Source organism: Yersinia rohdei ATCC 43380, from assembly GCF_000173775.1.
In the GTDB taxonomy this organism is placed as follows: domain Bacteria; phylum Pseudomonadota; class Gammaproteobacteria; order Enterobacterales; family Enterobacteriaceae; genus Yersinia; species Yersinia rohdei.
Genome location: NZ_ACCD01000031.1, coordinates 15,616 through 37,834, shown reverse-complemented (window position 1 = coordinate 37,834; position 22,219 = coordinate 15,616). Strand labels below are relative to the sequence as shown.

Below are 22,219 nucleotides of genomic sequence, written 5' to 3'. Positions count from 1 at the left end.
TGTGATAAGTAATATAAATATAATAATTAATATGATTGGCCCTAAATGGTTTTTCTGGTCAAGGGTCAGTATTCCAGTGTTGTAGCCCACTGAATTTGGCCACCTAAACAGAGGTGATATGCTGACCTCAGAACAATACAGGTGCCCCAATGAAAAAAAGAAATTTCAGCGCAGAGTTCATACGCGAACCCGCTCAACTTGTGGTTGATCAAAATGACACTGTTGCTGTAGCGGCCAGTGCTATGGAGGTTGGCCTTTCCACAATGACGTGATGGGTAAAACAGTGATGCGATGAGTGTCAGGGAAAAGCGCTTAAAGTTTCTCCCATTACGCCTGAACAAATTAAAATACGTGAATTAAAAAGAAACATCGAGCATTAGGCAGAAGCTTTCGCATGATGAATACGCCGTGCTTGTTCATATCGTGGGCCCCAATATTTATTGTCGAACGTTGATATAGTGACACCCATGCTGCTAGATGCATGAATAAATTTATTTTCCCCGATGTACACACCCACGTGTCGTGTATTTTGTGAGGTTTTAAAAAATACCAGGTCGCCTGTATGCAAAGCATCCTTAGATATTTGGGAGCCCTGCTTGATTTGTTCATGTGAACTTCTTGGTAAGTTAAGGGAGAATTCATCTGCAAAAACTCGCTGCATATAAGCAGAACAATCAATACCTTTGCGGTTATTACCGCCTAACTTGTAACTGACACCTTCCCATTGTTCATAATGGCCTAGGATTTTTTTGAGTTTCTCTGGTTCATTGCCCCCAGAAAACGAGTGTATTGATGCGGGAGATGAGGCTAGTTTTGCAACACCTTGAGAAGCTTCTACTGCACTTGAATATGTCAATAAAGACGCTATAACAATCATCGCTGAGGTAATAATATTAAACATAAGGGTATCTAAACTGGGTTAACCTGCTTGCTAAATCCATTCTGGAATACAGCATTTCACACTGTAGCTAAAAAAAATAATCCGTAGTCCGGTGTTTAATTACCTGTTTGTGGCAATAAACTGGCACGGGCGGTTTGTTCCTTGTCAAAGGGAGATAAAACTGACTGCGCTTCAAATAAAGCAGAAACGCTTTTTCTCAACGAAATCTCCTAGGGTCAGAGGATATTCACTGTTATCACTGGCCCAGCGGCTTACCTGCATATTGTCTTTTGAGTCAATAAACAATCCATTACACAACCGGTTAATTACATCAACAACATGGCTGATGTGTCGTTGCTCAGATCAATATCGGGAAAGCAACAGTGACCCGACAACACCGCATCAATGACACCCTCCAGGTTATCGAGGCTCTCTCTTTTATTTACATACCCCTGGACGCCGGCGGCAAGGCATTTCCTGATAAAAATCACCGACCTAAGGGACGAAAAAATCAGAATCTTAGACCGCGGTGAGATGGCCTTTATTTTTTTGACGAAATCCAGAGCCAGACCTTCTTGTTTCAGGATTTCCAGAATAATCAGGTCGGGTTTATAAGCAGTAATTAATTTGATGGCCTTCAGATGGCAGCCGGTATCCAGTGTCTGTTCACCTTTGCGTTTAATTAACGCAGTCACCGCGCTGCGTATCAGCGGGTGTTCATCAACCACCATAACCAGCGTATTGCACATTATGTTTCTCCTTATCGCCCTCGCAGTAAAAATGCCGATATGACGGGGGAGATTGCCCGCCGCGCTGTCGTTTATTCCGCGGCGGGTGATGTTTAATCCGTATTTTGTGGGCCCCTGCTCAGTCGTAAAGGCACTGACTGGGCAGGGCGCTGGGTTTAGTTCATGTTACTTCGTGCACAATGCGAGGCGCGGGATACCGTAGCCCCCAATAGAGGTTGAATTGAGCTGCATGTCCACGGTATATACCCTATACGGATCCGTGTTTAAGCTGGGCGCAGTCTCTAGGGCAAATGCGTAATGTCGCGCGTCGAAGCCTCCTGGTACCGTCCATCCCGCCGCTTGCGACGCCGGCAGGCCGTTCACTTTTGTCGCCGCAAGTGCCTGGAGAGCACTCAACGACGGTAGTGCGCCAGCGCATACCTGCATGGCTGTCTCGCGCGTTTGGTATCCCCAAACTTCGTTAAATTGGTGTAACCACGACTCGTACATGCCTGGAACGAAAACTCCCGCCACTTCCGCCTCTAGGGAGGGGCGCTTAAATGTTGTCCCGCCTGCTTCCAGTGTCTCCGCCATATGACCGTACATATTGGCCTGTGGCGTGTCCGGGCTGGTGATGACTGAGAATGTCACGTCAGTTGACGCCGTTACCGCCGGTGTGGTGGTGGCACCAATGGTAGTTTTTACCCCTAATCCGCCCACCTGCGTCACCGGAATACTGACCTGTCCGTTGGGGCCGGTGGTAAACGTTTGGCTCCCTATATTGGCCCCATTCAGTCGCAACGGGCGGTTAGTGCCAGTCCAGCCACTCGTCCTGCCCTGACGGTCGGCGCTGCCGGTAGTCGCAAAACTGATGATTGCGCCCGGCATGGGAACCCCCTCTTTACTGGCGGTAGCGGTCATCATGATGGTTCCGTCTTCCACATGGGCGGTGTCACTGTCCAGACTTAGATTCAATGCATCAGGCGCATTAACCTGCACGGTATACTCGGTGCTGTAGAGCTGGGGCCCTGCGGTCGTCGGAAGCCCTGTGATACTGCTGATGGTCACCAATGCATTCACTTTCACTGTCAGTTTCTCGCCGACGAAGTTAGCTCCCAGCGGGGCCGCCAGTTGGGCTGCCGTCAATGGGGTGCCATTGTGTGTCCAGCTCAGCGTGGCATTGGCGGTGTCTATCTGGTAACTCAACCCACTGTCTAGGTCGGCATCCTGTAGCATCTGCGCCGCAATGGGGGAGACCTTGAATGTGTTTGGCACCATCGACAGCCCTAATAGGGTATTGTCTGTCACCAGAGGGTTCCCGTCCGGGAGGTCTACCCAAAGTCTGATGGTTCCCGTCGGAGCTGTACCCTGTATCTGCCCGGTGTTATCACTCAGTACCGCCTGTGCAGACCCGGTTATTAGCCCCAGTAACAGGGCCAGTGGTATCCCCTTCAGCCAGGTGCACTCCGGCAGGGTGTGGATGTTTCTCATTTATCGGTATCCTTATTCTTTCGCTCGTTTGTCGCCGGGATAATTCGGCCCGGTCGCTAACATGCCCTGCCTCAGTGTCCGCCTTTACAGACGCTCAGGCAGGCAATGTCAGTCTGATAAAACACGGGCAGAAAGGCCTGCCCGTGAATGTACGACTGTCTGCCGTGTCGGGGATTAGTTGTAATCCACCGCCAGGTTGAAGCCCTGTGCACCATCTGCAGAACCGGTCAGCGCCGAACCGTTTGGTTGAGCATTGGTCGGTACAGTGAAGTTGCCGTCGGAGATACTGGTTGCAAAGCCCGCCGCCGGTGCCGTGGTGCTATCGGTCGCACTGGTGCCTACCAGACGCCAGTTATAGGTCACGTTCGCCGTCAGGTCGGTAGTGCCGACTGCCGCGCTGTCCCACAGTTTGAACACGTAGCTCTCGCCCACATTCAAGCGGGTGCCGGTATTGCCAATCAGGTTGTTGGCAAACGCGGTATCCGTGCTGAGGTAGATACCCGGTGTGACGCCAGAGTTCTCACCGGTACCTGGTGCCACTGGCCCTGGTGGGGTGATGGTCGGGTTACTTGGGCCAGCAACGTTGGTGTCGTCGATGGTCAGCGTCCGGCCTGCCAGCGGGTCACCCGAGACCGAGTATTCTTGTATCACCACTTTGATGGCATCCGCACCAATCGCACCACCAGGGACGGTCAGCACACTGGTTCCTGGCGTGGTGGTAGTGGCCGGGGTATTAGTAACCGCGCTGGCCGCAATAGGCACCTCTGTTTCGCCCTTGACGTAATACCAGGTCACATGGGCCGTCGAGGCATCCGCATCGCCGTCGGCGTCAGTGTGATTATAGGTCAGGGTGATGGTATCACCCGAGGCCAGAGTGCTACCTGCCGCATTGCTGCTCAGGTCAACCGCATTAATGGCACTGTTGGAAGGCGCACTCAATACTGGGGCTGTCCCCTGAATGCTGCCGGTCGGCGCCGTCATGACCGCATATGCGCTGCCCATGGTGTAACCGGCGATGGCCAGAGCCAGAACAATTTTCTTTAAGGTGAAGATTTTGGTGTTATGCATGGTTTGTTATGTCCTTAGTGAGTCATTAGTGAGGGTGCGGCTGTCCGACACCCTACGTATCTTGTGAGATAAAAATTCGGAGAACTTAGTTGAAGTCCACTTTGAGGCTGAAGCCCTGGTCACCCGGGGTCGCGCCGGAACTTGAGGCACTGTTGACCGGCACGGTATAGCTGTCGCTGGTTGCCCCACTAATGGCATGGTTACTCAGCGTGCTGTTGCCATTTGCTGTCGCATTGCTGCCGTCCAACTGCCACTGAATACTGCCCAGTGTCGCCGTCAGGTTGGCTTCGCCTGCATCCCATACGCCGTTGCCGTTGCTGTCATCCCAGGCACGGAACACATAAGTCTCTCCGACCTGTGGATGGGCGGCTGAACGGGCATAATCAGTGGCGCCACTGCCTGCGGCGGGTGAATCAGATTGCAGGAAGATCCCGCCCGCCACATCCGCGCCCGGTGTGACCGGCCCTGGTGGTGTGGTGGTTCCGCCCCCGGCCCCGCCGGTACTGGTGTCGGTGACGGTGATGACGTTACCGCGCAAAGGGTCACCCGTGGCCGAATATTCGGTGAGCGTGACACTGATGGCGCGAGTGCCGGTGGCACCGGCCGGAATAGTGATGGTCGAGGTGCCGTTGCTTCCCGATGCCGCAGCCGGTGCATTGGTGGCCGGGATGGTGACCGACTGGCCCGCGTCGTCAAGATAACTCCAGGTGACGGTGGTCAGAGAGGCATCCAGGTCGCCGTCACTGTCGTTGTACTGGTAAGTCATCACCAGGGTGTCACCGGTGGACAACTTGCCCTCCGTGGCATAGGTTCCGCTGAAGTCCACGGCACCGACAGCCCCATTGGAGGGCGCACTCAATACCGGTGCACTCCCTTTGACCGGGGCGGTGGTTGGGGTGCTGGCGGCCCAGAGGGATCCCGCCGAACAGCCCGCCAGGGCTAATGCCAGTACCAGTACCCGTTTATTGACGGTAAAATTCATGTTCATGTATTGTCCTTTCCTCTGTCTCTGTGTTGTCTGACGCAGGGCCAGAGTCAATTCGTGTCTAAAAAATGTTTAGGCTACCAGTTCACTTTCAGGCCAAAACCCTGGTCACCGCAGGCCACACCGCTGTTGCTGTCCGCATTGACGCGTGGCGTAAATTGGTAACCGGTGACCCCGGTATCATGGTTGTTCAGGGTGACGGCGCAGCCCGCCGTGTTGGCCCCGTCCAGCGCCCAGTGCACATCGGCTTCTGGGATACTGGTGGTGATATCAATGTCGTCTACATCAAACAACTTCACGCTGTAGGTCACCCCCACATTAGGCGGCGTGCCGCTGGTCAAAATGTCTTGCCCTTGCGGGTCTTGGATTTCAGCTCGCACCACCGCGGTCGGGCCGTGGAGGGTAAAACTGACGGTCTGGGGCGCGGTCATCCCGTAGGCCCCAAGGTCAGCCTTGACCTCAAAGGTGCCCGGCAGGGTACTGACCAGTTCAACAACATGGTGGCTGATACCGTCCCGGTCTTCCGTCTCGCCGCGTACCATTTGCAGGCAGGTCTGCGTCGTACCTTGTTCATTGACCGGGCAGGTTTCCCCCGGTGCTACCCAGGGAACCGCGGCCCCACTGACGGTGTTGGTCACCAGCCATGTCGGCTGAAGTTGCGCGTCATTAATCAACACGCCCTGGTGGTTTTCCAGATAGGCCGCCAACAAAATGGAGTCGGTCGACAAGCCGGAGGCCGGTGCAATGCTGGCACTTTCCAGTGCCAACTGGCTCTGCCGCTGATGCCCAACCACAATGTCTACCGGGTTGGACGTCACCTGATGCCCTTTCTCATCGACCAGAGTGATGGACAGGGTGTAAGTATTGGTCGCCTCCGGGGATGAATCCCAGTCCGGTAGCGTTATCTTCCAGCCTTGCGGGTTGGTGGCCCCGGCAGTTGCCGTCAGTGCCAGCGGGATAACATCGCCATTCCAACTGACGGCAGCGATAGCGTATTTGTTGCGCACCAGAGGTTGCATGATGTAGTCATCGCCCTCTAGCAGGTCTGCCGGCACTGCGGCCAGATCCAGACTTAATCCACCGTCTTTCTCTTTGTATTCGAGGACGATGTCATAATTACGGTCAACCAGGTCGTAGCGGCTGCCTTTCAGTGAGCGGGCCAGGGCGACGTTGCCCGGGTCAAGTTGTTTCGCCAGCGGTGTCCCCAGTTGATAACTGAGTAACAGGTCGGCTTTGTTTTCACTCTTGCCCCCTTGCCCCTCTTTATGACTGACCTTCAGGGTCAGCAACGGCACCGGGGTATAATCCACTCCCAGCGTGACCGCATGGGGGTCTGACTGGAGGTTTTCTTTGCCGAACAACGCCACTTCGTCGCCGTAATATTTCTCATACACCACCGAGGCACCCAGTTGTGGGTGGGCGGGCAGGTAGCCCTGAGCGCGGACATCAAACCCACTAGCCGGCCGCTCCAGATAATCGTCAAAGTCTTTGGAATCCTTCCAGCCAGAGACCGGGTGGTAGTAGTTGGCTGCCAGCTTGGCGTTATCCATCCACAGTTCGCCCCCAACCCCTCCCCGGGTGTGGTTACGACTGAGGTCCTGGTCAATAAAGCTATTGAGCCCCCACATCCAGTTGCCTCGGTCGAGACGTACCCCGACCCCTAAATTACCGATGGTGCGGTCGTCCTGGCGGTGGATACCGACCTGAGAGAAAGCGATAAGGTCGTCATTTTCATACCAGGGCGTGAAGAGAGCGGCGGTGCTGTTTTTCAGGCTGCCCTTGTCATCAACGGCAATCCCCACCTGCGCCTTACCAAACTTACCCAGAAAATCCTGCGCCCCTTGTTGCAGCGGGGCCACCACTTGTGCTTTGGCCTGATTTTTTGCCCAGTTCCCGGCCTGATTTTTCACCTGGTCACCGGTCAGGGTGTTCCAGTCCTGCGAACCCACGTTTTTTAGGGTACCGGCCACCTTCATGGCACCGGTGTCGGACGGGGTGAGCGGGGTGTTGCCCATGCCCAGTTCAGGCAAGTTACTGACTATCAGGTCATCCTTGTTTTGCGCCGGAAACAATGGGGAGCTTGCCGGTAGCAACAGGCTTTCACCTGCGTTGAGAGTGTCACGGCGGTCAAGGCTGCCTTTGTTTATGGTGCGCAGTTGCGCCACGCTAATACCGCTTTGCAAGGCCAGTTGGTACAGACTACTGGTCAGGGGCACGGTATACGCTCGCGCCTCAGGGGGTGTGGTGGTTTTATTCTCACCTCCCACGTTTGCCGCCAGTACCATACCGCTACCCATTAATAACGAAGCGATAATGGAAAGTCGGATGGGTTTTATCATTGACTGATTCCTTTAGGTATAAATGCGCCTAATAGTATTAGCGCGACTATCGTTAACTTTTTCATGCAGCTGTGCTGGGTTATATGAGGAAAAATAAAGCTGGTACTGTGGATGTTGATATATCACACCGGTCTTAATTATCCGGTTGATATCATTTTCAGTGACTCAAATAACCGATAAAAAATGAGGTTCTTTTATTTTCACGCCCAATAACTTTTTGGCATAGCCTCAGTATCGAACGCGTATGAATGAGTAATTGAATCTGGGTGATACTTCAGGGGGGTGGACGAAAATCCCTGACTCATCTGTACGGTGAACATCTCTAATCGATACGGTGAATAATAAATCTTACTTAACTTTTCCTTGGTTCGACCTTAATAACCATGAATCAAAATATACACTATCTTTTAATCTAAACAAATGCGTCTTTGCAGTGAAATATAGCAAACAAAACTAATTAGACCAGTTTCACCATATGAAGGTATTAAAAGTGAAGTTTTCTTTCTTGTTGTATTTAAAGGTAAAAATAAATTATGATGTCAGCCGCTCAGCTGACTTTAGTTAATTTTCTCATCCGATTGGAATGTAAAAATACACGTTTTCCTACAAATGCAAAGAAGAATCCTACAAGGTGGTAAATAAGAAATTTCTTTATTTTATGTTAGTTATTAACAACTGAATATATGAATTAAATTCATTGCAACAAGATAACTATATGTAGCGATGCTTATTTGTATGTAATGATGCTTATTTGTTTTAATTATCGTGGTTTGAGACGGGGGAAATAAAAATGTAGAGCTGGAGTTAAAGCAATTTACCTATTTCATGTTGCTTGCTGAATAGGTATATATGCCTATCAGCTGCTTGTTGATGCTCGTGATAGTTGTGATTATGCTCAGAAGTAAATTAATTGGTTTTATCTACAATAAAAGCTGTGCTGGATTAGCGGGTAGGCAAGTAAGTGAAAGTGGCGAGGCTGATTTTTAGGGAGGAATAAAATTATGTTATCTGTGATAATCCTTTTTCATAGGAGTGCTGAAGGTGTTCTTTGCATATAATGTTTAAAATGTTTAGTATTTTCGTGAAAATATGCACGGAACTCCGATAAGTTAAACGTCACATCGATAAGGAAGTCAGTATGGATTTGTCGTCGAATCAGAAAGATGCCATGCCCTCGAAGGCAGCAGAACGTCTGTGTCGTTCCCTTTCCTCATTAATGGACTCCCCAACGACAGAAAGCCGCAAGTTATCGCCCACTGTTTACCAACAAATCCTTCATTATTGTGGTGTTCGGCCAAATCTGATGGGGTGGAGCAGTTTTCTTACTGCATTTCTCACTTTGTTGGGCCTGTTGGCTTTGGTGGCGGGGGCGGTGTTTTTCATTGCCTGGAACTGGGCTGCAATGCCAAAGATGGCTAAATTTGCCCTGGCTCAACTGCTGATTATTGCGCTGGCGGTGGTGGTTTGGTGGCGTTGGTATGATGCAGTGGCGCGAATGGCTTTATTGGCGGTCGGGCTGAGTTTTGGTGGGCTATTTGCACTGTATGGGCAGGTTTACCAAACCGGTGCTGATAGCTGGGAATTGTTCCGTGCCTGGGCTGGTGTGCTGCTGCCATTGGCATTACTTGGCCGACAGAATGCATTGTGGTTCTGTACCTGGGTCATCGCCAATCTGGCTTTCCAGCTTTATTATCTCAGCCGGGTCTGGCTACTTTTTGATGACATAATGCCTTCTTTTTTATCCTGGTTGCCCAATGTCATTCTGTATGGCTATCTTGCTGTGCAAATTGCTCTTCTGCTGGTGCGTGAAGCACTGGCTGAGTACACCGCCAAGAATCATCCCTCGAGCTGGCTGGCCAGCCGTTGGTTTTCACGTGTGATGGCGGCCTATCTGCTGCTGACCTTGACGCTGCTGGTTGTCGACTCGCTCTGGAGTCGCGCCTTTTTCAGTGGAACCCCGCTCATAGTCTGGGGGGCGGTCTTGGCCACCGGTTATGGTTACTATCGCTATCGCCGCCCAGATTTATGCATGCTGACTTTGGGGGTTATCAGCCTGATGGTGGTTGGCTGTGTGCTTATCATACAGTTGTTAGGTAACTCATGGAGTCTCGACAGTCTGTTCATCATGGGTTTGCTCATGGCTATTTTGTTGGCGGCAGGCAGTGCGCTGTTATTGCATTGGCGGCGCACAATGTCTCATTCGCAGGCCACCGGGTTGGCAGCAAGTGAGGAAACTGACCTGCTAGAAGCACTTCGCCAGCATCAGCTCTTAAATGATGCGCAGGTGGCGGAGATCGCAGCATTCGACCACGCTACCGATTTACCCTGGTATTTACGTGTCGCATTGGCTGTTGGCGGCTGGGTGGCTGCGCTGATTACTTTGCTCCTGCTGGCTTTGCTGCTTTACACCACCAACCTGCTTGACTCATTCAATGGTATCAGCCTGATTTTGCCTTCATTAGTTATCGCGGCGCTGGCCGCTATAATGTTACGGGCTGAGGGGGTCGGCAAACACCATATTGGGTTGGCGTGGGCGATTGCCGCTACCTATGGTTTATGTATTGGGGTTTATTTACTGCTTGAATCTTCGTGGCGCGGTGAGGTTATTATCGATGCGCTCTGGTACCTACCGGTCATTGCGCTGATGGCAGTTGCTATGCCGGATCGCCTGTATCGTTTTATGGCGGTTACCACCTTGGTGTTTCTCCTTATCCCATCATTTGCTGCCCTTGTCAGTTCATCTTTACCTTACAAGCTGGCGTTGGGGCTCACCGTGCTGCTGGTCGCCGGCATAGTGGTTTTATGGTTATGGCTTCTCACCCGTCAGGAGCGCCCGCGCACTGCGGCTCATCTAGCACTCCTCTCCGGCATACCGGTCGGGCTAGCGCTACAGTGCCTTGCCAACGTGCAGTCTGATATTTTGTATGGGATATTCTGGGCGAATTCTCTTTATAGCCCTTTGCCGCTGTTGCTGGGGGTAGGGATAGCGGTAGGTTTTATCACTGGCGCGTTAATTCATGCTGGCCGTTTCCGGGCGGCGACCACCGCAGTTTATTTGCCTGCTGCCATCGTCTGCGGTGCCATCGCCATTTTCGCCCCGGGTATTGGTCTGGGTCTGGCACTCTTGCTGGTCGCCAGGTATCAGGGCAGCCAAGTATTATTGGCCACCGCGGGTTGCTTCCTGATGCTGTATCTCATCTATTGGTATTATTTCCTCGGTGTCACTTTGCTGCATAAATCGCTGTTGCTGTTAGCCAGTGGGCTGCTGCTATTGGGCCTGGCCTGGGCCGCGAAAAAATTACTGCCTGGAGCGACCGGAGAAACTTATGCAAATTAATCGTGTACTGAAATGGCTGACGGCTGGCACTCTCCTGCTGGCGCTGCTACTGGTTAACCTGTCGATTTTCCAAAAAGAGCAGGTACTGAAAAAGGGTAACTTGGTGATTATGGAGCTGGCCCCAGTCGACCCGCGTTCGCTGATGCAGGGCGATTATATGGCACTGGATTATGCGCTAGCTCGCCAGTTGTATCAGCAGCTTGAAAGCCAGAGTCAAGCTCGCCTCGCCAGCACCGGAGAAATTGTGGTTGAACTTGATGAACAACATCGGGCCGTGGATGCCCGCCTTGCTCAGGGAGAAATGCTGAAGCCGCAAGAAGTGCTGATGAAATACCATCTTGCTAACCATGCCTTGCATATCGGTACGCCAAGTTATTTCTTCCAAGAGGGGCATGCAGAGCGTTTTGAGAAAGCCCGCTACGGGGAGTTTCGCGTCGGTAGTGATGGCTCCGCGCTATTAACCTATTTACTGGATGCTCAGGGAAAACGCATTTTGCCCTGAATAGAGGCCAAATTTACTCCGCTAAAACGGTATTGTTGCCAATAATTTAGCCCTTTAACCGGGCTAAATCTGACCTTTGCGTAACACCAGTAAGGTTTCAACCGCGACCAAATGCTACCGAGAATAGCTTTCTTACCGAGTCATTCGCTGTAACCCAGTGCATATAGGCTCATGATCCCGCTTACACCACCATAACTTGCAATAAAACACCAAACCTTAGGCCTGTTAACCACGCTTTCTGGAGTGTGCAAAAATATTGGTCACAGAGATGAAAGTTCGCCCGCAGAAAAAGCAGAAAGAAATTAGCCGCTATTGATAGCTATCTGGCGGAGCAGATGATGCCATGAGATATAAAGTAAAAGTGCCTATGGGTAATATAGTTAATGCTATTTGTTAGTTTTAATTGAAATGTAGTGAATCTGGGGTAATTAACTGTATTCTGTTCCTATGCCAAATATCGGTAGGTATTCCTATGTTAAGCACTTACTTAGATGCATTAAATATTTTGAGTACACCTGTTTGGATTGTTTTACCCAAAAATCAGGAAATAGTTTTTGCTAACAAGGAAGCTCGGAAGATTACAGGTGACAGTGCGTTGCCACTGATGCGTAATGGGCGTTTTTCAGCACATGCGCAGCAACAGTTGGATGCTTATCTCCCCGCCTTAGCTGGCCTTGATCAAATTATTGAGATTTGGACTATTGAGAAAAAAGAGGCTAGCTTTCCTCTGAGTTGCCAACTTTCCCTTATACAATTAGCGCCTTACGGTGATGTGATCGTTTTTGAAGGGCTATTTATCTCATCCTCTGTCCTGGCCAAACCTCATGCTGAACAATTGTTCTCAAAACCTTATTATCGTGATGAGAGGGGTTTCTATGAGCAGTTTTTCAATACGAATACCGCACCAATGTTACTTATTGATCCGTCGAGAGAAGGGTTGATTGTTGATGCAAATCTGGCAGCAACACGTTTCTATGGTTATTCGCGGGATGAGATGTGCAGCAAGCATACCTGGGAAATTAATACCATGGGGAGGGATGTTTTACCGGTGATGAATGAGGTTGCCAAATTACCCGGTGGGCATAAACCCTTTAACTTTATTCATATATTAGCTGATGGAAATACCCGCCATGTTCAAACCTATGCCGGGCCAGTGGAATTAGATGGCATACGGCTGATGCTATGCATTATTCATGACATCACTGAACAAAAACGGCTGGAACAGGCATTGGAACATGCTGCTTTGCGGGATCCATTGACCAACTTAGGTAATCGACGCCAATTCTTTCCTTTGGTCGAGCAAGCTTATACCCAAAGCCAACGTTATAACCAAAATTTCAGTTTAATTTTATTAGATGTAGATCATTTCAAATCTATTAATGATCAACTTGGACATCATAAAGGTGACGAGGTACTGATTTTGTTGGCCAGAACCTTGGAGTCCATTGTTCGCGAAAGTGATAGCGTATTTCGTTGGGGAGGAGAGGAATTTGCCATCCTATTACCCTTAACCAATCTGCAAGGTGCATTGCAATTGGCTGAATCTATTAGAGAAACTATTCAGATGATCTGCCAGCCTAATCTGCCGACACTGACGGTAAGTCTTGGTGTTGCACAGCATCAAGTGGGTGAAGATACTGATAGTTTATTCAAACGTATGGATGAAGCGCTCTATCGTGCCAAAGCAGCGGGCCGCAACAGAGTGTTGGCGGCGGCCTAGAAGGTGGCTTTTTAAACATCACCTATTACAGAGGTAAATTATCCAGCGGCTTTACCTCACGCAACACAAATGTCGTTTGCATCTCTTTAATCCCTGATAACTGGCGAATCACCGACATCGCAAAGGTCGAGAAACTGTCGAGATCTTCCGCGACCACTTGCAGCAAGAAATCTGCATCCCCAGCTACGGCATAGCAGGCGATAACCGGCTTTAATGCCCCCACTTGCAGCTCAAATAATTTCGCTTCTTCTTCATTATGGCTGTCAATTTTAACCCGAATAAAAGCCAGAATTCCCAGGCCTATTTTTCGCCTATCAATATTGGCTTGATAGCCCGTGATGATGCCGCTTTCTTCCAGTTGTTTAACCCGCCGCCAACAGGGAGAGCTTGCCATCCCGACTTTATTGGCCAGTTCCTGGTTAGTCATGCGGCCAGCGCGTTGCAATTGTTTTAAAATTTTTATATCTGCCGGGGTTATCAGTGGTGATGGCATTTTCTACCTTTTTATTAATTAAATTAGGTAAGGATTGCCAATATTAGCTGAATATGGGTGATAAAAGAAAGCACCTACCCGCCAGATAGGGATAGGCTATTTGTACATATTAGCGGCAAAAGGGCAGTGGCTGTGACAGAACAAATGCGGATTGCAATTATCGTTAACCCCGAACTTCCTGTTGGCTTAATTGCCAATACCACCGGTGCTGTAGGTATTGGTTTAGCAGCAAAATTCCCCCAATTGGCGGGAATAACGTTATCAGACTCGACGGGGAAAGAAATTGATGTGAGTTCAACATTGCCAGTACCTATTTTACAGGCCAATGCGGTACAGATGAGAGAGGTTTTGCTGAAAGCGTTGGCATCCCCCCATCAACGGGCGATAGTCCCTTTCCCGGCGTTCGCGCGTTCGCTGCACAGTTTTCAGGATTATGAAGCAGCTTTCCCGTTACGTTCTCTTATTGATGAGCAGTTAGATGGTTTAGGATTAGTCGGGCCGGAGAAATGGGTGCGGTCATTGACCGGAGCATTAAAATTGCTGCGCTAGTCAGCATAAATTGGCCTGTTTATGTAGGCAATAACCAGCGGGCTTTGGAATGAAGCCCGCATATTGACTAATTTCAGCGAGTTAAGCCAAATGTTTTAATTGCAGAATATGGCCGGCAATGCCATTGATATATAACTCACGGTGTTCGTTTTCGGGCAGCTTTATTACCACTTCTTGCCATGCTGGCTGATAGCTCCCAGTGCGGTTAAAAGTGATATCAATACGATGATTATCCGTCGTCACTTGCCAGTGCAGCCATAAGGCAACACCTTGCTGCCAGCGGTGACTTTCGCCATCGTCTTCAAATAGCATTCCGTTGGATTGCCCGCCGCCTTTGGTGGGATAAAGTGCCAGTTCGCGTTGGGTATCCAGTGCGGCATTCACAAAGGCGATGCGCCGTGACAGCGGCAGTGCTGCACCCGCCCGCACCAACAGAGGCAAACGCTCCAGTGGAGCATCAATGATGACGGTTTGCCCGCCGCTGTACCATTGCCCGGTATGGAAACAATACCAGCCAACATTATTATTTGGCAGATAAATAGGACGCTGGCGCTGTGCCGGTTCAACGACACTGGCGACCAGTAAGTCACGGCCCAACATAAAGTCGTCATTTTCTTTAAACGTGCAGCTATCGTGCTCATGATCGAGGAAAGTAGGGCGCAACATTGGCTCGTCATCATGGCTAGCTTGCCACTGTAACGTGTAAAAGTAAGGTAATAGCCGGTAGCGCAGTGCCATGGCATCGCGGATCATCGGCGTTGCGGCCGGATACATCCAAGGTTCGTTGACGGTGTTGTCATCATTCCATGAGTGAATAGTAAATCGCGGATGCATAACGCCGTTTTGCACCCAACGGATAAACAATTCTGCTTCTGGTTTGTCACCGGAAAAACCACCGACATCGTGGCCAAGGTTATACAAGCCAGATAGGCTCATGCCGAGCCCCATGCGGATGTTATAGCGCAGGGTTTGCCAACTGGTGCGGTTGTCTCCACTCCAGGTTTGGGCGTAGCGTTGCATGCCAGCACAACCTGAACGTGATATTAGATACGGACGCATATCTGGTGCAAATTTCTGTTGAGCTTCCATTGATGCGCGCATCATCAGTAAAGGCATCACCGGCCTGATATGTTTGATAGCAATTGATTCACCAAACCCATTGCATCGCGCTTCACCGTCCCACACTTCGTATTCGTTATTATCATTCCAGGTGGAGCCAATGCCTCTCTCCAGCAGTTGCTGGGTGACATTTTCCTGCCACCAGGCCACGGTTGCCGGGTTGGTAAAATCAAGGTGAGAACCTTCGTCATCCCAAAATGATGAGCGCTCAGGAAGCCCGCTTTCACCATCACGAATAAATAAACCTTGTTCTGCAACATGTTGATATAGCGGATGATCTTGCAGTAAGCATGGCTTAATATTGGCGGCCAGTTTGATGCCCGCTTGCAAAAATGCCTGACTCATCACCTTGGGTTGCGGCACTTTGTCGTAATTCCAGTTAAAGACATACCGCTTATTATTGATGGAGGTATAGCCGGACGAAAGCTGGAAAGAATCGCAAGGAATATCATGCTGTTGACACAATGTAATGAATTTTTGCAGTTGCACCTGTGCATCCGGGGCGTCGGTGTAATGCATGGTCGAACCGCTGTAGCCAAGGCTCCATTTAGGGCCAAATTGAGTTTTACCGGTCAGGCGAACAAAGGTTTTGGTGACATCCAGCACTTTCGGGCCGAGGAACATATAGTAATCAAGGTCGCCCGCTTCGGCCTGATAGCGGCGATAAGCCAGATGATAATTATCAATCTCATTACCTAAGTCCAGCCAGCAGCTGCTTAAGTTGTCATAAAACAGACCAAAACTGACATCATCACGGCGGGTGATGGTAAATGGAATATGTTTATAGAGTGGGTCAGTGCTGGCGGCATTGTAGCCCATGGCATCTAAATTGCGCATTTCAAAGCGGCGGCCAGCGCGATTAAGGTCACCGGCTTTTTCGCCTAATCCATAATACTGCTCGTTAGGATAGCGGCGCTGATAGTGAGCAATTGCTTCTCCTTGCGGGCTGAGTAAATAAGCACTGGTAGGGCGGTCTGCCGCCAGTGGTTGCCATTCTCCCTGCTGATTTTTATATTCCCATTCCAAATACAGTGGCTGATGAATAGTGACCCGTAAGCAGTCGGTGGTGACTATCAGTTGTTGGTCGCGGCGCTCTAACTGATAACCCGGTACAGAAAAACCCTCCAGACTTAGCCGGTCACGCCCAGCCCAGGGCACATCACCCTGCGGTGCGATGCTCCAGGTGCGGTTCAGCGCCAGCTCGCCGTCGCGTTTAATCAGCACACGGCAAAGGTTTGGCTCTAATACATACAGACAAAAGCTATGTCGACCATCAACCAGCAATTCCAGATGGTCGGGATAGTCATGTTTTAACTGCCAATTTTTTAATGTTTTCATCACAGCTCATCTTTTTTGGGGGCAACAGCACAGGCGGCACTGTTGCCGGGATAACATCAGGCAGCCGACTGTTTTTTATTACGGCGTTCAGCAAACAGGGCAATCAGGAACACGGCACCAATCAAATCGAAGAAACCCATGGCGATAAACAAGGGGTTAAAGCCGATGGTGTCGGAAACTGCACCAATCAATAAGGTAAACAAGAAGCTGGCTATCCAGGCGGATGAACCGCGCAGCCCATTGACGGTTGCCACTTGGTTTTTATCAAATGATTCAACAACTAAGGCGCTAAGCATGCAGGAAATAACCTGATGTCCAAAGCCACCGATAGAGATCAAGGCAATCGCCAGATAGGGGTTTTGGGTGATAGCAACAAATGCCAGTGAAATCATCATAAAAGCGCCGGTTACCGAGCTGGCCACCACCGAGTTGATGCGGCTGCAACCAAACCATTTCTGATACAACTTAGTTAAGTAACCACTGGCAACACTGCCGATATCTGCTGCCAGGAAGGGCAACCAGGCAAACATGGCGATTTGCTTTAAATCCATGCCGCGTTCGGTCGCCAGATACAAGGGAACCCAGAAGCTAAATACCGCCCATGCGGGTTCTGCCAGAAATGCAGGGATAGCAATGCCGTAGAATTTCTTATTTTTACTGAGAATAGCCAGTGATTTCAGGAAAGGTAGCCGTGGCAGCACTGGCTCATTATCTTGATGAATGAATTCAAATTCTTCTTCACTGAGATTGGGGTGGGTATCCGGTGAATGGTAAAAACGCCACCACAGCAATACCCAAATCATGGCTAAGGCACCGGAGAATAAAAATGCGCCTTGCCAGCCGAGGGCCACATGCGCTAGCACAATAATAGGCGGGGCTAACATTGCGCCAATGGAGAAACCCACCCCCGCCCAACCGGCGGCTATTGGGCGCTCTTTTTTCGGGAACCAGTCAGAAATGGCTTTGGCGTTTGCCGGTGTGGCGGCGGCTTCAGCACTGCCCATAAAGAAACGCAATACCGCCAATTGGAACCAAGTGCCTGCGCCGGCGTGCATCATACACACCACCGCCCAAACACTGGCGCAAATCAGGAACCCCATTTTTAAACCGATAACATCAATTAGCCAACCACAGAGCGGCTGGAACAGGGTGTAAGCCAGTTGAAATGACGCCACAATCCATGAATATTGTTCTGTGGTCATATTCAGGCTGGTTTTTAATTCAGGGGCGAGTATCCCCAAAGAGTTGCGGGTAATATAGTTAACCGTGACCCCAAGTAGAAATAGCGCCAGCATCCACCAACGTAATGACTTTATTTTTCGCCGCCCAACAACTTTAGCAGATTGATTAATCTCAATACTCATCCCAGACTCCTGTCGTTAGTCGGCAGCAAATTAATCTGACCAACTTATTATTTTGGTATGATCCATTTTTGGCTATTAAGATTATGCTGAGTTTTATTGTGATCTTGTTCACATTAAAATCGGATTATAAATTTATTCAATTGATAACATTGATAATTTTATATTTAACCATAAATAACCGGACTGATAAGTTTGTAAAATTGGTTTACCAAAGATCATTTAGTTTTAGTAAAAACAAGGTAACTAGCTTAAATTGGCTTTAATACGCCTTTTTTTGAAAGAATTTTCATAAGCTGAGTAATATTTCCGCATTTATATTTTATAACGCACTAAATAAGCCATTTACTGGCTATGAAAATTTTTTCATTTGCTAATTTGAGAGAGATCACAAAATGAATGGAAAGCTAAAAATACAAGAAATAGCGAATCAGACTGGCCTTTCAATTAGCACTGTATCCCGAGTATTAGCCGGTAAAGCTAACACCAGTGTGAAAGCAAAGCAGCAGGTCATGGCTTATGCGCAGTCGCAGGGGATTTTGCAGAATTTATCCAGTGGGCGGCTAATGCTTAATAATATTATGGTATTTGCGCCGCACCGGGCCTTTGATGTACGAACCGATATTTTTTATTATAAAGTTATTCAGGGAATTACGGAGGCGGTGAGCCAGCATGAAGTGATGATTCGCTACTGTGGGTTGTCTGAAACTCACAGTGATATCTCATTGTTCTTAGAAAAAATAACTCATCCGCAGACGGAAGCGGCAATCATTATCGGCATTGATGATTCTCGGATCCACACATTAGCAGCAGGGGTACATAAGCCATCGGTATTAATTAATTGTCGTGATAAAGAAATGTCATTAGACAGTGTTTCCCCTGACCATCAATTAATTGGCGAGTTTTCTGCTAATTATCTAATACAACAGGGGCACCGGCGCATTCTGACCCTGCAATGCTTACGGCGAAACACGATGGAGTTGCGACTGGTGGGGATCAAAGAGGCTTTCGCCAGCCATAATATGAGTTTTGATGATAATCAGCATTTGCTCACCACCCATGGTTTTGGTGCCGAGGAAGCAGAGCAAGCCATCACGGCCTATATCACCGCCTGTAGCGATAGCCATCCACTGCCCACGGCCATTTTAGCCGGAGGAGACTATATGGCAGTTGGCGCAGTTAATGCATTGAATAAACTCAAGATAAATGTGCCGGAGACTATTTCTGTGATGAGCATGGATGGTTTTAATCTGGCGGAAATACATGATGTGCCGCTGACGGCGGTGCATGTCCCTCGTGATGAGTTGGGGGCTGAGGCTATCCAATTGTTACAAAGGCGTTTATTGCGCCCAGATGCCCCTTTCAGCAATATCCTCCTACAAGGCAAATTAGTGGTTCGCGCGTCGGTAAAGCAGGTCAATCAGAAAAGGGCGATGCCGGCGGCAAATAAGCCAAGTGATCAGTTATATGATTTGTAACGCTTATATGATTCACATCAGTGATTTGGATGATAGATGGTTACAAGCACTGCGATAACATAAGCTATAGTTTAGAGTTATGAGTGCCATATCTTGAAATCTATTGCGTACAGCACATTGAATTTAAGGATATTACTGCATGGAATTTAAAGACTATTACGCCGTGATGGGAGTGGAACCAACCGCCTCCTTAAAAGAGATTAAAACGGCCTATCGTAGGCTGGCTCGCAAATACCATCCTGATGTCAGCTCTGAAGATGATGCCGAAAGTAAGTTTAAGGAAGTTGCCGAAGCTTATGAAGTCCTCAAAGATGCAGAACGGCGGGCCGAATATGATGAGTTAAGGCTGCATCGTAATGACCCGCGCTTCTCACAACAGCAGGCGGCCTACAATGGCGGAGGGCAACAGTGGCACAGCAGTGCCGGTGGGGGCGCTCATGACTTTTCTGACTTCTTTGAATCTTTCTTTGCCAACCGTGGCGCTGCTACGGGGCACAGTTCTCATCGAGCATCTCAAGGAATTCGCGGCCAAGATCTGGAGATGGAGTTACCCGTCTTTTTAGAAGAAACCTTGGCTGAACAATCCCGCTCTATCTCTTACAAAATCCCCACTATTGATGCATCGGGAATGCCGGGGGGGGAAACGTCTAAAACACTGAAAGTGAAAATCCCTGCGGGAGTAGGAGATGGCGAGCGTATCCGGCTTAAAGGCCAAGGGGCACCTGGTTTTGCCGGGGGAGCCAATGGCGATTTATACCTGATTATTCGCATTGCGCCGCACCCATTGTTTGATATTGATGGTCAAAATTTACAGATAGTAGTGCCGTTAGCTCCGTGGGAAGCGGCTTTGGGGGCCAGTGTTGAGATGCCGACTCTGACGGGAAAAATCACCTTAACCATCCCGGCGGGTAGCCAAAGTGGCCAGAAGTTGCGCATCAAAGGTAAAGGGCTGGTCAGTAAAAAAGGCACTGGCGACCTGTACGCTGTCCTCAAAGTGGTGATGCCACCAAAACCAGATGAGAAAACGCGGGCACTGTGGCAACAATTGTCAGAGCAGGCAGCATTTGATCCTCGGACTGGATGGGAGTAACAGATTATGGCTGAAATAGAAATCACCTATACCCTGACTGAATTATGCCAGTTTACGGGGATAATGCAGGATGAATTGATCGAAGTGGTCGGGCTGGGGGTGATTGTGCCGCTAAGACCCGCAGATAGTCTCTGGATTTTTGACGCCGATGCATTAAGTTATCTTAAACGCGCCCGGCGGTTACAAAATGAGTTGGATCTGGACTGGTCTGGTGTGGCAATGACCTTAACTCTGCTGGAGAAAATTGATCAGCTAAAAAAAGAAAATGATCAACTGCGCCGGCAGCTCGATCGTTTTGTACAAACCTCTTAATGCTCATAGCTCGGGTTGGTGCTCATCATAGCCCAACCCGAAGTCGCTCTTATCCTATTCTTCCTTTATCCCATCTCACTTTTAGCCAACAACGCGACTCAACGAATATCACTACTACGCCGAGTAAAAGGGGCTCAACACTTGCCCGAAGTTGGTGGGTTATCAAGCAAGCTGACGATTGTGGCGTTCATCATTTCATCTCTTTTAAATCTATTCTCTCAATTTGTACTTCATCTGTATCGATGGCAAAACAGAATTCATTGGTGGAATGGATGAAAGCTCGCCCTGGAGAAATTAATTACTGTTTATAACAGTGATTATCATCACGTAATTTTTGTCATCCGCAGAATTGGGATCGCTAAATTTAGAAAAGATGTACTACATTTAATAGACTGCTTATTAATTGAGCAGCATACAAATTGCGACAATAGTTCAAAGGAGAGAATATGGGTAAAATAACCGGCTGTTGTTCAGAAGAGAACCATCCTAATAGCCGACGGAACGTGCTTAAAGCGGCTCTAAGCCTAACTGCTCTAGGGGTTATTGGCGGAGCTGGATTGGGATTACCTCAAATATCCTATGCTGCGGCTTTGACTCGAGAAGAAAGGGATAAATTAACACCCGACCAAATACTTGAAGGATTGGAACAAGGCAATAAGCGGTTTGTTTCTGGAAAAATGCAGCAACATGATTTTCTTGCGCAAAAACGAAGTACCGTAGAGGGTCAATTCCCAGCGGCTGTTATCCTCAGCTGTATTGATTCTCGAGCTCCCATTGAAATTATACTGGACACGGGAATTGGTGAAACATTCAATGCCAGGATTGCCGGTAATATCTCGAATGATGATTTATTAGGTAGCCTGGAGTTTGCTTGTGCAGCTGCAGGGGCAAAAGTGGTTTTAGTTATGGGGCACACTAGCTGTGGCGCGATAAAAGGCGCTATTGATAACGTGAAACTTGGCAATCTGACGGGGCTTCTCAATAAAATTAAACCCGCAATTGAAGAAACACAATTTAATGGTGAGAAAAGCGGTAGTAATGAACATTATGTAGATGCTGTCGCAAAAACTAATGTAAAGAACACAATGGATGATATACGCAAAAATAGTGAGATACTTAATAAACTAGAAAAAGAAGGGAAAATAAAAATAGTGGGCAGCATGTACAATTTAAACGGCGGGGTCGTCGACTTCTTTATGTAATTGTTCACCTTTTATCTATTCCCCTTAAGTTTTATTAAGGGGGATACCTCTCATTGGTCTTAATGTTAATATTAATTTGTTTATCCTGTTATGTTTTTTATTGACATCTCTCTCTTGGTTGTAATTAAAATTTATGGTTATATGACTAAAGCAAAGTCTGCATGAAAAGATAGCCGCTAATAGATGAGCTTTAAAACTGTTATTAGTATTGATGTAAATAGTATGAC

17 protein-coding genes and 1 pseudogene are annotated in these 22,219 nt (G+C 48.8%); 9 read left to right on the top strand and 9 right to left on the bottom strand.

Going from position 1 to position 22,219, the window contains the following annotated elements; genetic code table 11:
• Positions 1-149 precede the first annotated feature (149 nt).
• Positions 150-374: pseudogene (locus YROHD0001_RS20090) on the top strand (transposase); the annotation flags it as partial.
• A gap of 2 nt (positions 375-376) precedes the next feature.
• On the opposite strand, the gene YROHD0001_RS02775 reads toward YROHD0001_RS20090, so the two are convergent.
• The 6 genes from YROHD0001_RS02775 to YROHD0001_RS02800 form a co-directional block, all read right to left on the bottom strand.
• Positions 377-901 (bottom strand): NlpC/P60 family protein, encoded by a 525-nt coding sequence (locus YROHD0001_RS02775; protein ID WP_004716226.1) that lies wholly within the window; start codon positions 899-901, stop codon positions 377-379.
• Positions 902-1,206: 305 nt separating this feature from the next.
• Complete coding sequence (locus tag YROHD0001_RS02780; protein ID WP_144404253.1) at positions 1,207-1,629, bottom strand: response regulator; 423 nt, start codon at positions 1,627-1,629, stop codon at positions 1,207-1,209.
• A 165-nt stretch (positions 1,630-1,794) separates the two neighbouring features.
• Positions 1,795-2,916 (bottom strand): adhesion domain-containing protein, encoded by a 1,122-nt coding sequence (locus tag YROHD0001_RS02785; protein WP_157131860.1) that lies wholly within the window; start codon positions 2,914-2,916, stop codon positions 1,795-1,797.
• Positions 2,917-3,273: 357 nt separating this feature from the next.
• On the bottom strand, positions 3,274-4,167 hold the full coding sequence (locus tag YROHD0001_RS02790) for a SinI family autotransporter-associated protein (protein ID WP_004716217.1): 894 nt from the start codon (positions 4,165-4,167) through the stop codon (positions 3,274-3,276).
• A gap of 85 nt (positions 4,168-4,252) precedes the next feature.
• On the bottom strand, positions 4,253-5,149 hold the full coding sequence (locus YROHD0001_RS02795) for a SinI family autotransporter-associated protein (protein WP_248631003.1): 897 nt from the start codon (positions 5,147-5,149) through the stop codon (positions 4,253-4,255).
• 80 nt (positions 5,150-5,229) lie between these two features.
• The gene (locus YROHD0001_RS02800; protein WP_004716215.1) at positions 5,230-7,491 is read right to left on the bottom strand and encodes an inverse autotransporter beta domain-containing protein; all 2,262 of its coding nucleotides are present in this window, start codon (positions 7,489-7,491) and stop codon (positions 5,230-5,232) included.
• A 1,138-nt stretch (positions 7,492-8,629) separates the two neighbouring features.
• Between YROHD0001_RS02800 and YROHD0001_RS02805 the strand changes: the two genes are divergently transcribed.
• The 3 genes from YROHD0001_RS02805 (at position 8,630) to YROHD0001_RS02810 (ending at position 13,050) form a co-directional block, all read left to right on the top strand.
• Positions 8,630-10,828, top strand: a complete 2,199-nt coding sequence (locus YROHD0001_RS02805; RefSeq protein ID WP_004716211.1) for a DUF4401 domain-containing protein — start codon at positions 8,630-8,632, stop codon at positions 10,826-10,828.
• Entirely contained in the window at positions 10,818-11,330 is a 513-nt protein-coding gene (locus YROHD0001_RS0118575; RefSeq protein ID WP_032817930.1) for a GDYXXLXY domain-containing protein, read from the top strand. Before YROHD0001_RS02805 ends, YROHD0001_RS0118575 begins: the two co-directional genes overlap by 11 nt.
• A 472-nt stretch (positions 11,331-11,802) precedes the next feature.
• Complete coding sequence (locus tag YROHD0001_RS02810; RefSeq protein WP_004716207.1) at positions 11,803-13,050, top strand: sensor domain-containing diguanylate cyclase; 1,248 nt, start codon at positions 11,803-11,805, stop codon at positions 13,048-13,050.
• Between the two features lie 25 nt (positions 13,051-13,075).
• On the opposite strand, the gene YROHD0001_RS02815 is transcribed toward YROHD0001_RS02810, so the two are convergent.
• Positions 13,076-13,543 (bottom strand): Lrp/AsnC family transcriptional regulator, encoded by a 468-nt coding sequence (locus YROHD0001_RS02815; RefSeq protein ID WP_004716205.1) that lies wholly within the window; start codon positions 13,541-13,543, stop codon positions 13,076-13,078.
• Between the two features lie 126 nt (positions 13,544-13,669).
• On the opposite strand from YROHD0001_RS02815, the gene YROHD0001_RS02820 reads away from it, so the two are divergent.
• Positions 13,670-14,092 (top strand): DUF2000 domain-containing protein, encoded by a 423-nt coding sequence (locus YROHD0001_RS02820; protein ID WP_004716203.1) that lies wholly within the window; start codon positions 13,670-13,672, stop codon positions 14,090-14,092.
• An 81-nt stretch (positions 14,093-14,173) separates the two neighbouring features.
• Here the strand turns inward: YROHD0001_RS02820 and YROHD0001_RS02825 are convergent, their stop codons facing one another.
• Together YROHD0001_RS02825 and YROHD0001_RS02830 are read right to left on the bottom strand one after the other, a co-directional pair.
• Positions 14,174-16,549, bottom strand: a complete 2,376-nt coding sequence (locus YROHD0001_RS02825; RefSeq protein ID WP_004716201.1) for a glycoside hydrolase family 31 protein — start codon at positions 16,547-16,549, stop codon at positions 14,174-14,176.
• A 56-nt stretch (positions 16,550-16,605) separates the two neighbouring features.
• The gene (locus YROHD0001_RS02830; protein ID WP_004716199.1) at positions 16,606-17,913 is read right to left on the bottom strand and encodes an MFS transporter; all 1,308 of its coding nucleotides are present in this window, start codon (positions 17,911-17,913) and stop codon (positions 16,606-16,608) included.
• Positions 17,914-18,305: 392 nt separating this feature from the next.
• On the opposite strand from YROHD0001_RS02830, the gene YROHD0001_RS02835 reads away from it, so the two are divergent.
• The 4 genes from YROHD0001_RS02835 (at position 18,306) to YROHD0001_RS02850 (ending at position 21,992) form a co-directional block, all read left to right on the top strand.
• Complete coding sequence (locus YROHD0001_RS02835) at positions 18,306-19,388, top strand: LacI family DNA-binding transcriptional regulator (protein ID WP_004716198.1); 1,083 nt, start codon at positions 18,306-18,308, stop codon at positions 19,386-19,388.
• Positions 19,389-19,527: 139 nt separating this feature from the next.
• Positions 19,528-20,478 (top strand): curved DNA-binding protein, encoded by a 951-nt coding sequence (gene cbpA, locus YROHD0001_RS02840; RefSeq protein ID WP_004716195.1) that lies wholly within the window; start codon positions 19,528-19,530, stop codon positions 20,476-20,478.
• Between the two features lie 6 nt (positions 20,479-20,484).
• On the top strand, positions 20,485-20,790 hold the full coding sequence (gene cbpM, locus YROHD0001_RS02845; RefSeq protein ID WP_004716194.1) for a chaperone modulator CbpM: 306 nt from the start codon (positions 20,485-20,487) through the stop codon (positions 20,788-20,790).
• A gap of 446 nt (positions 20,791-21,236) precedes the next feature.
• Positions 21,237-21,992 carry a carbonic anhydrase gene (locus tag YROHD0001_RS02850; RefSeq protein ID WP_032817928.1) on the top strand — a complete coding sequence of 252 codons (756 nt, stop codon included), beginning with the start codon at positions 21,237-21,239 and terminating at the stop codon, positions 21,990-21,992.
• Positions 21,993-22,219 lie beyond the last annotated feature (227 nt).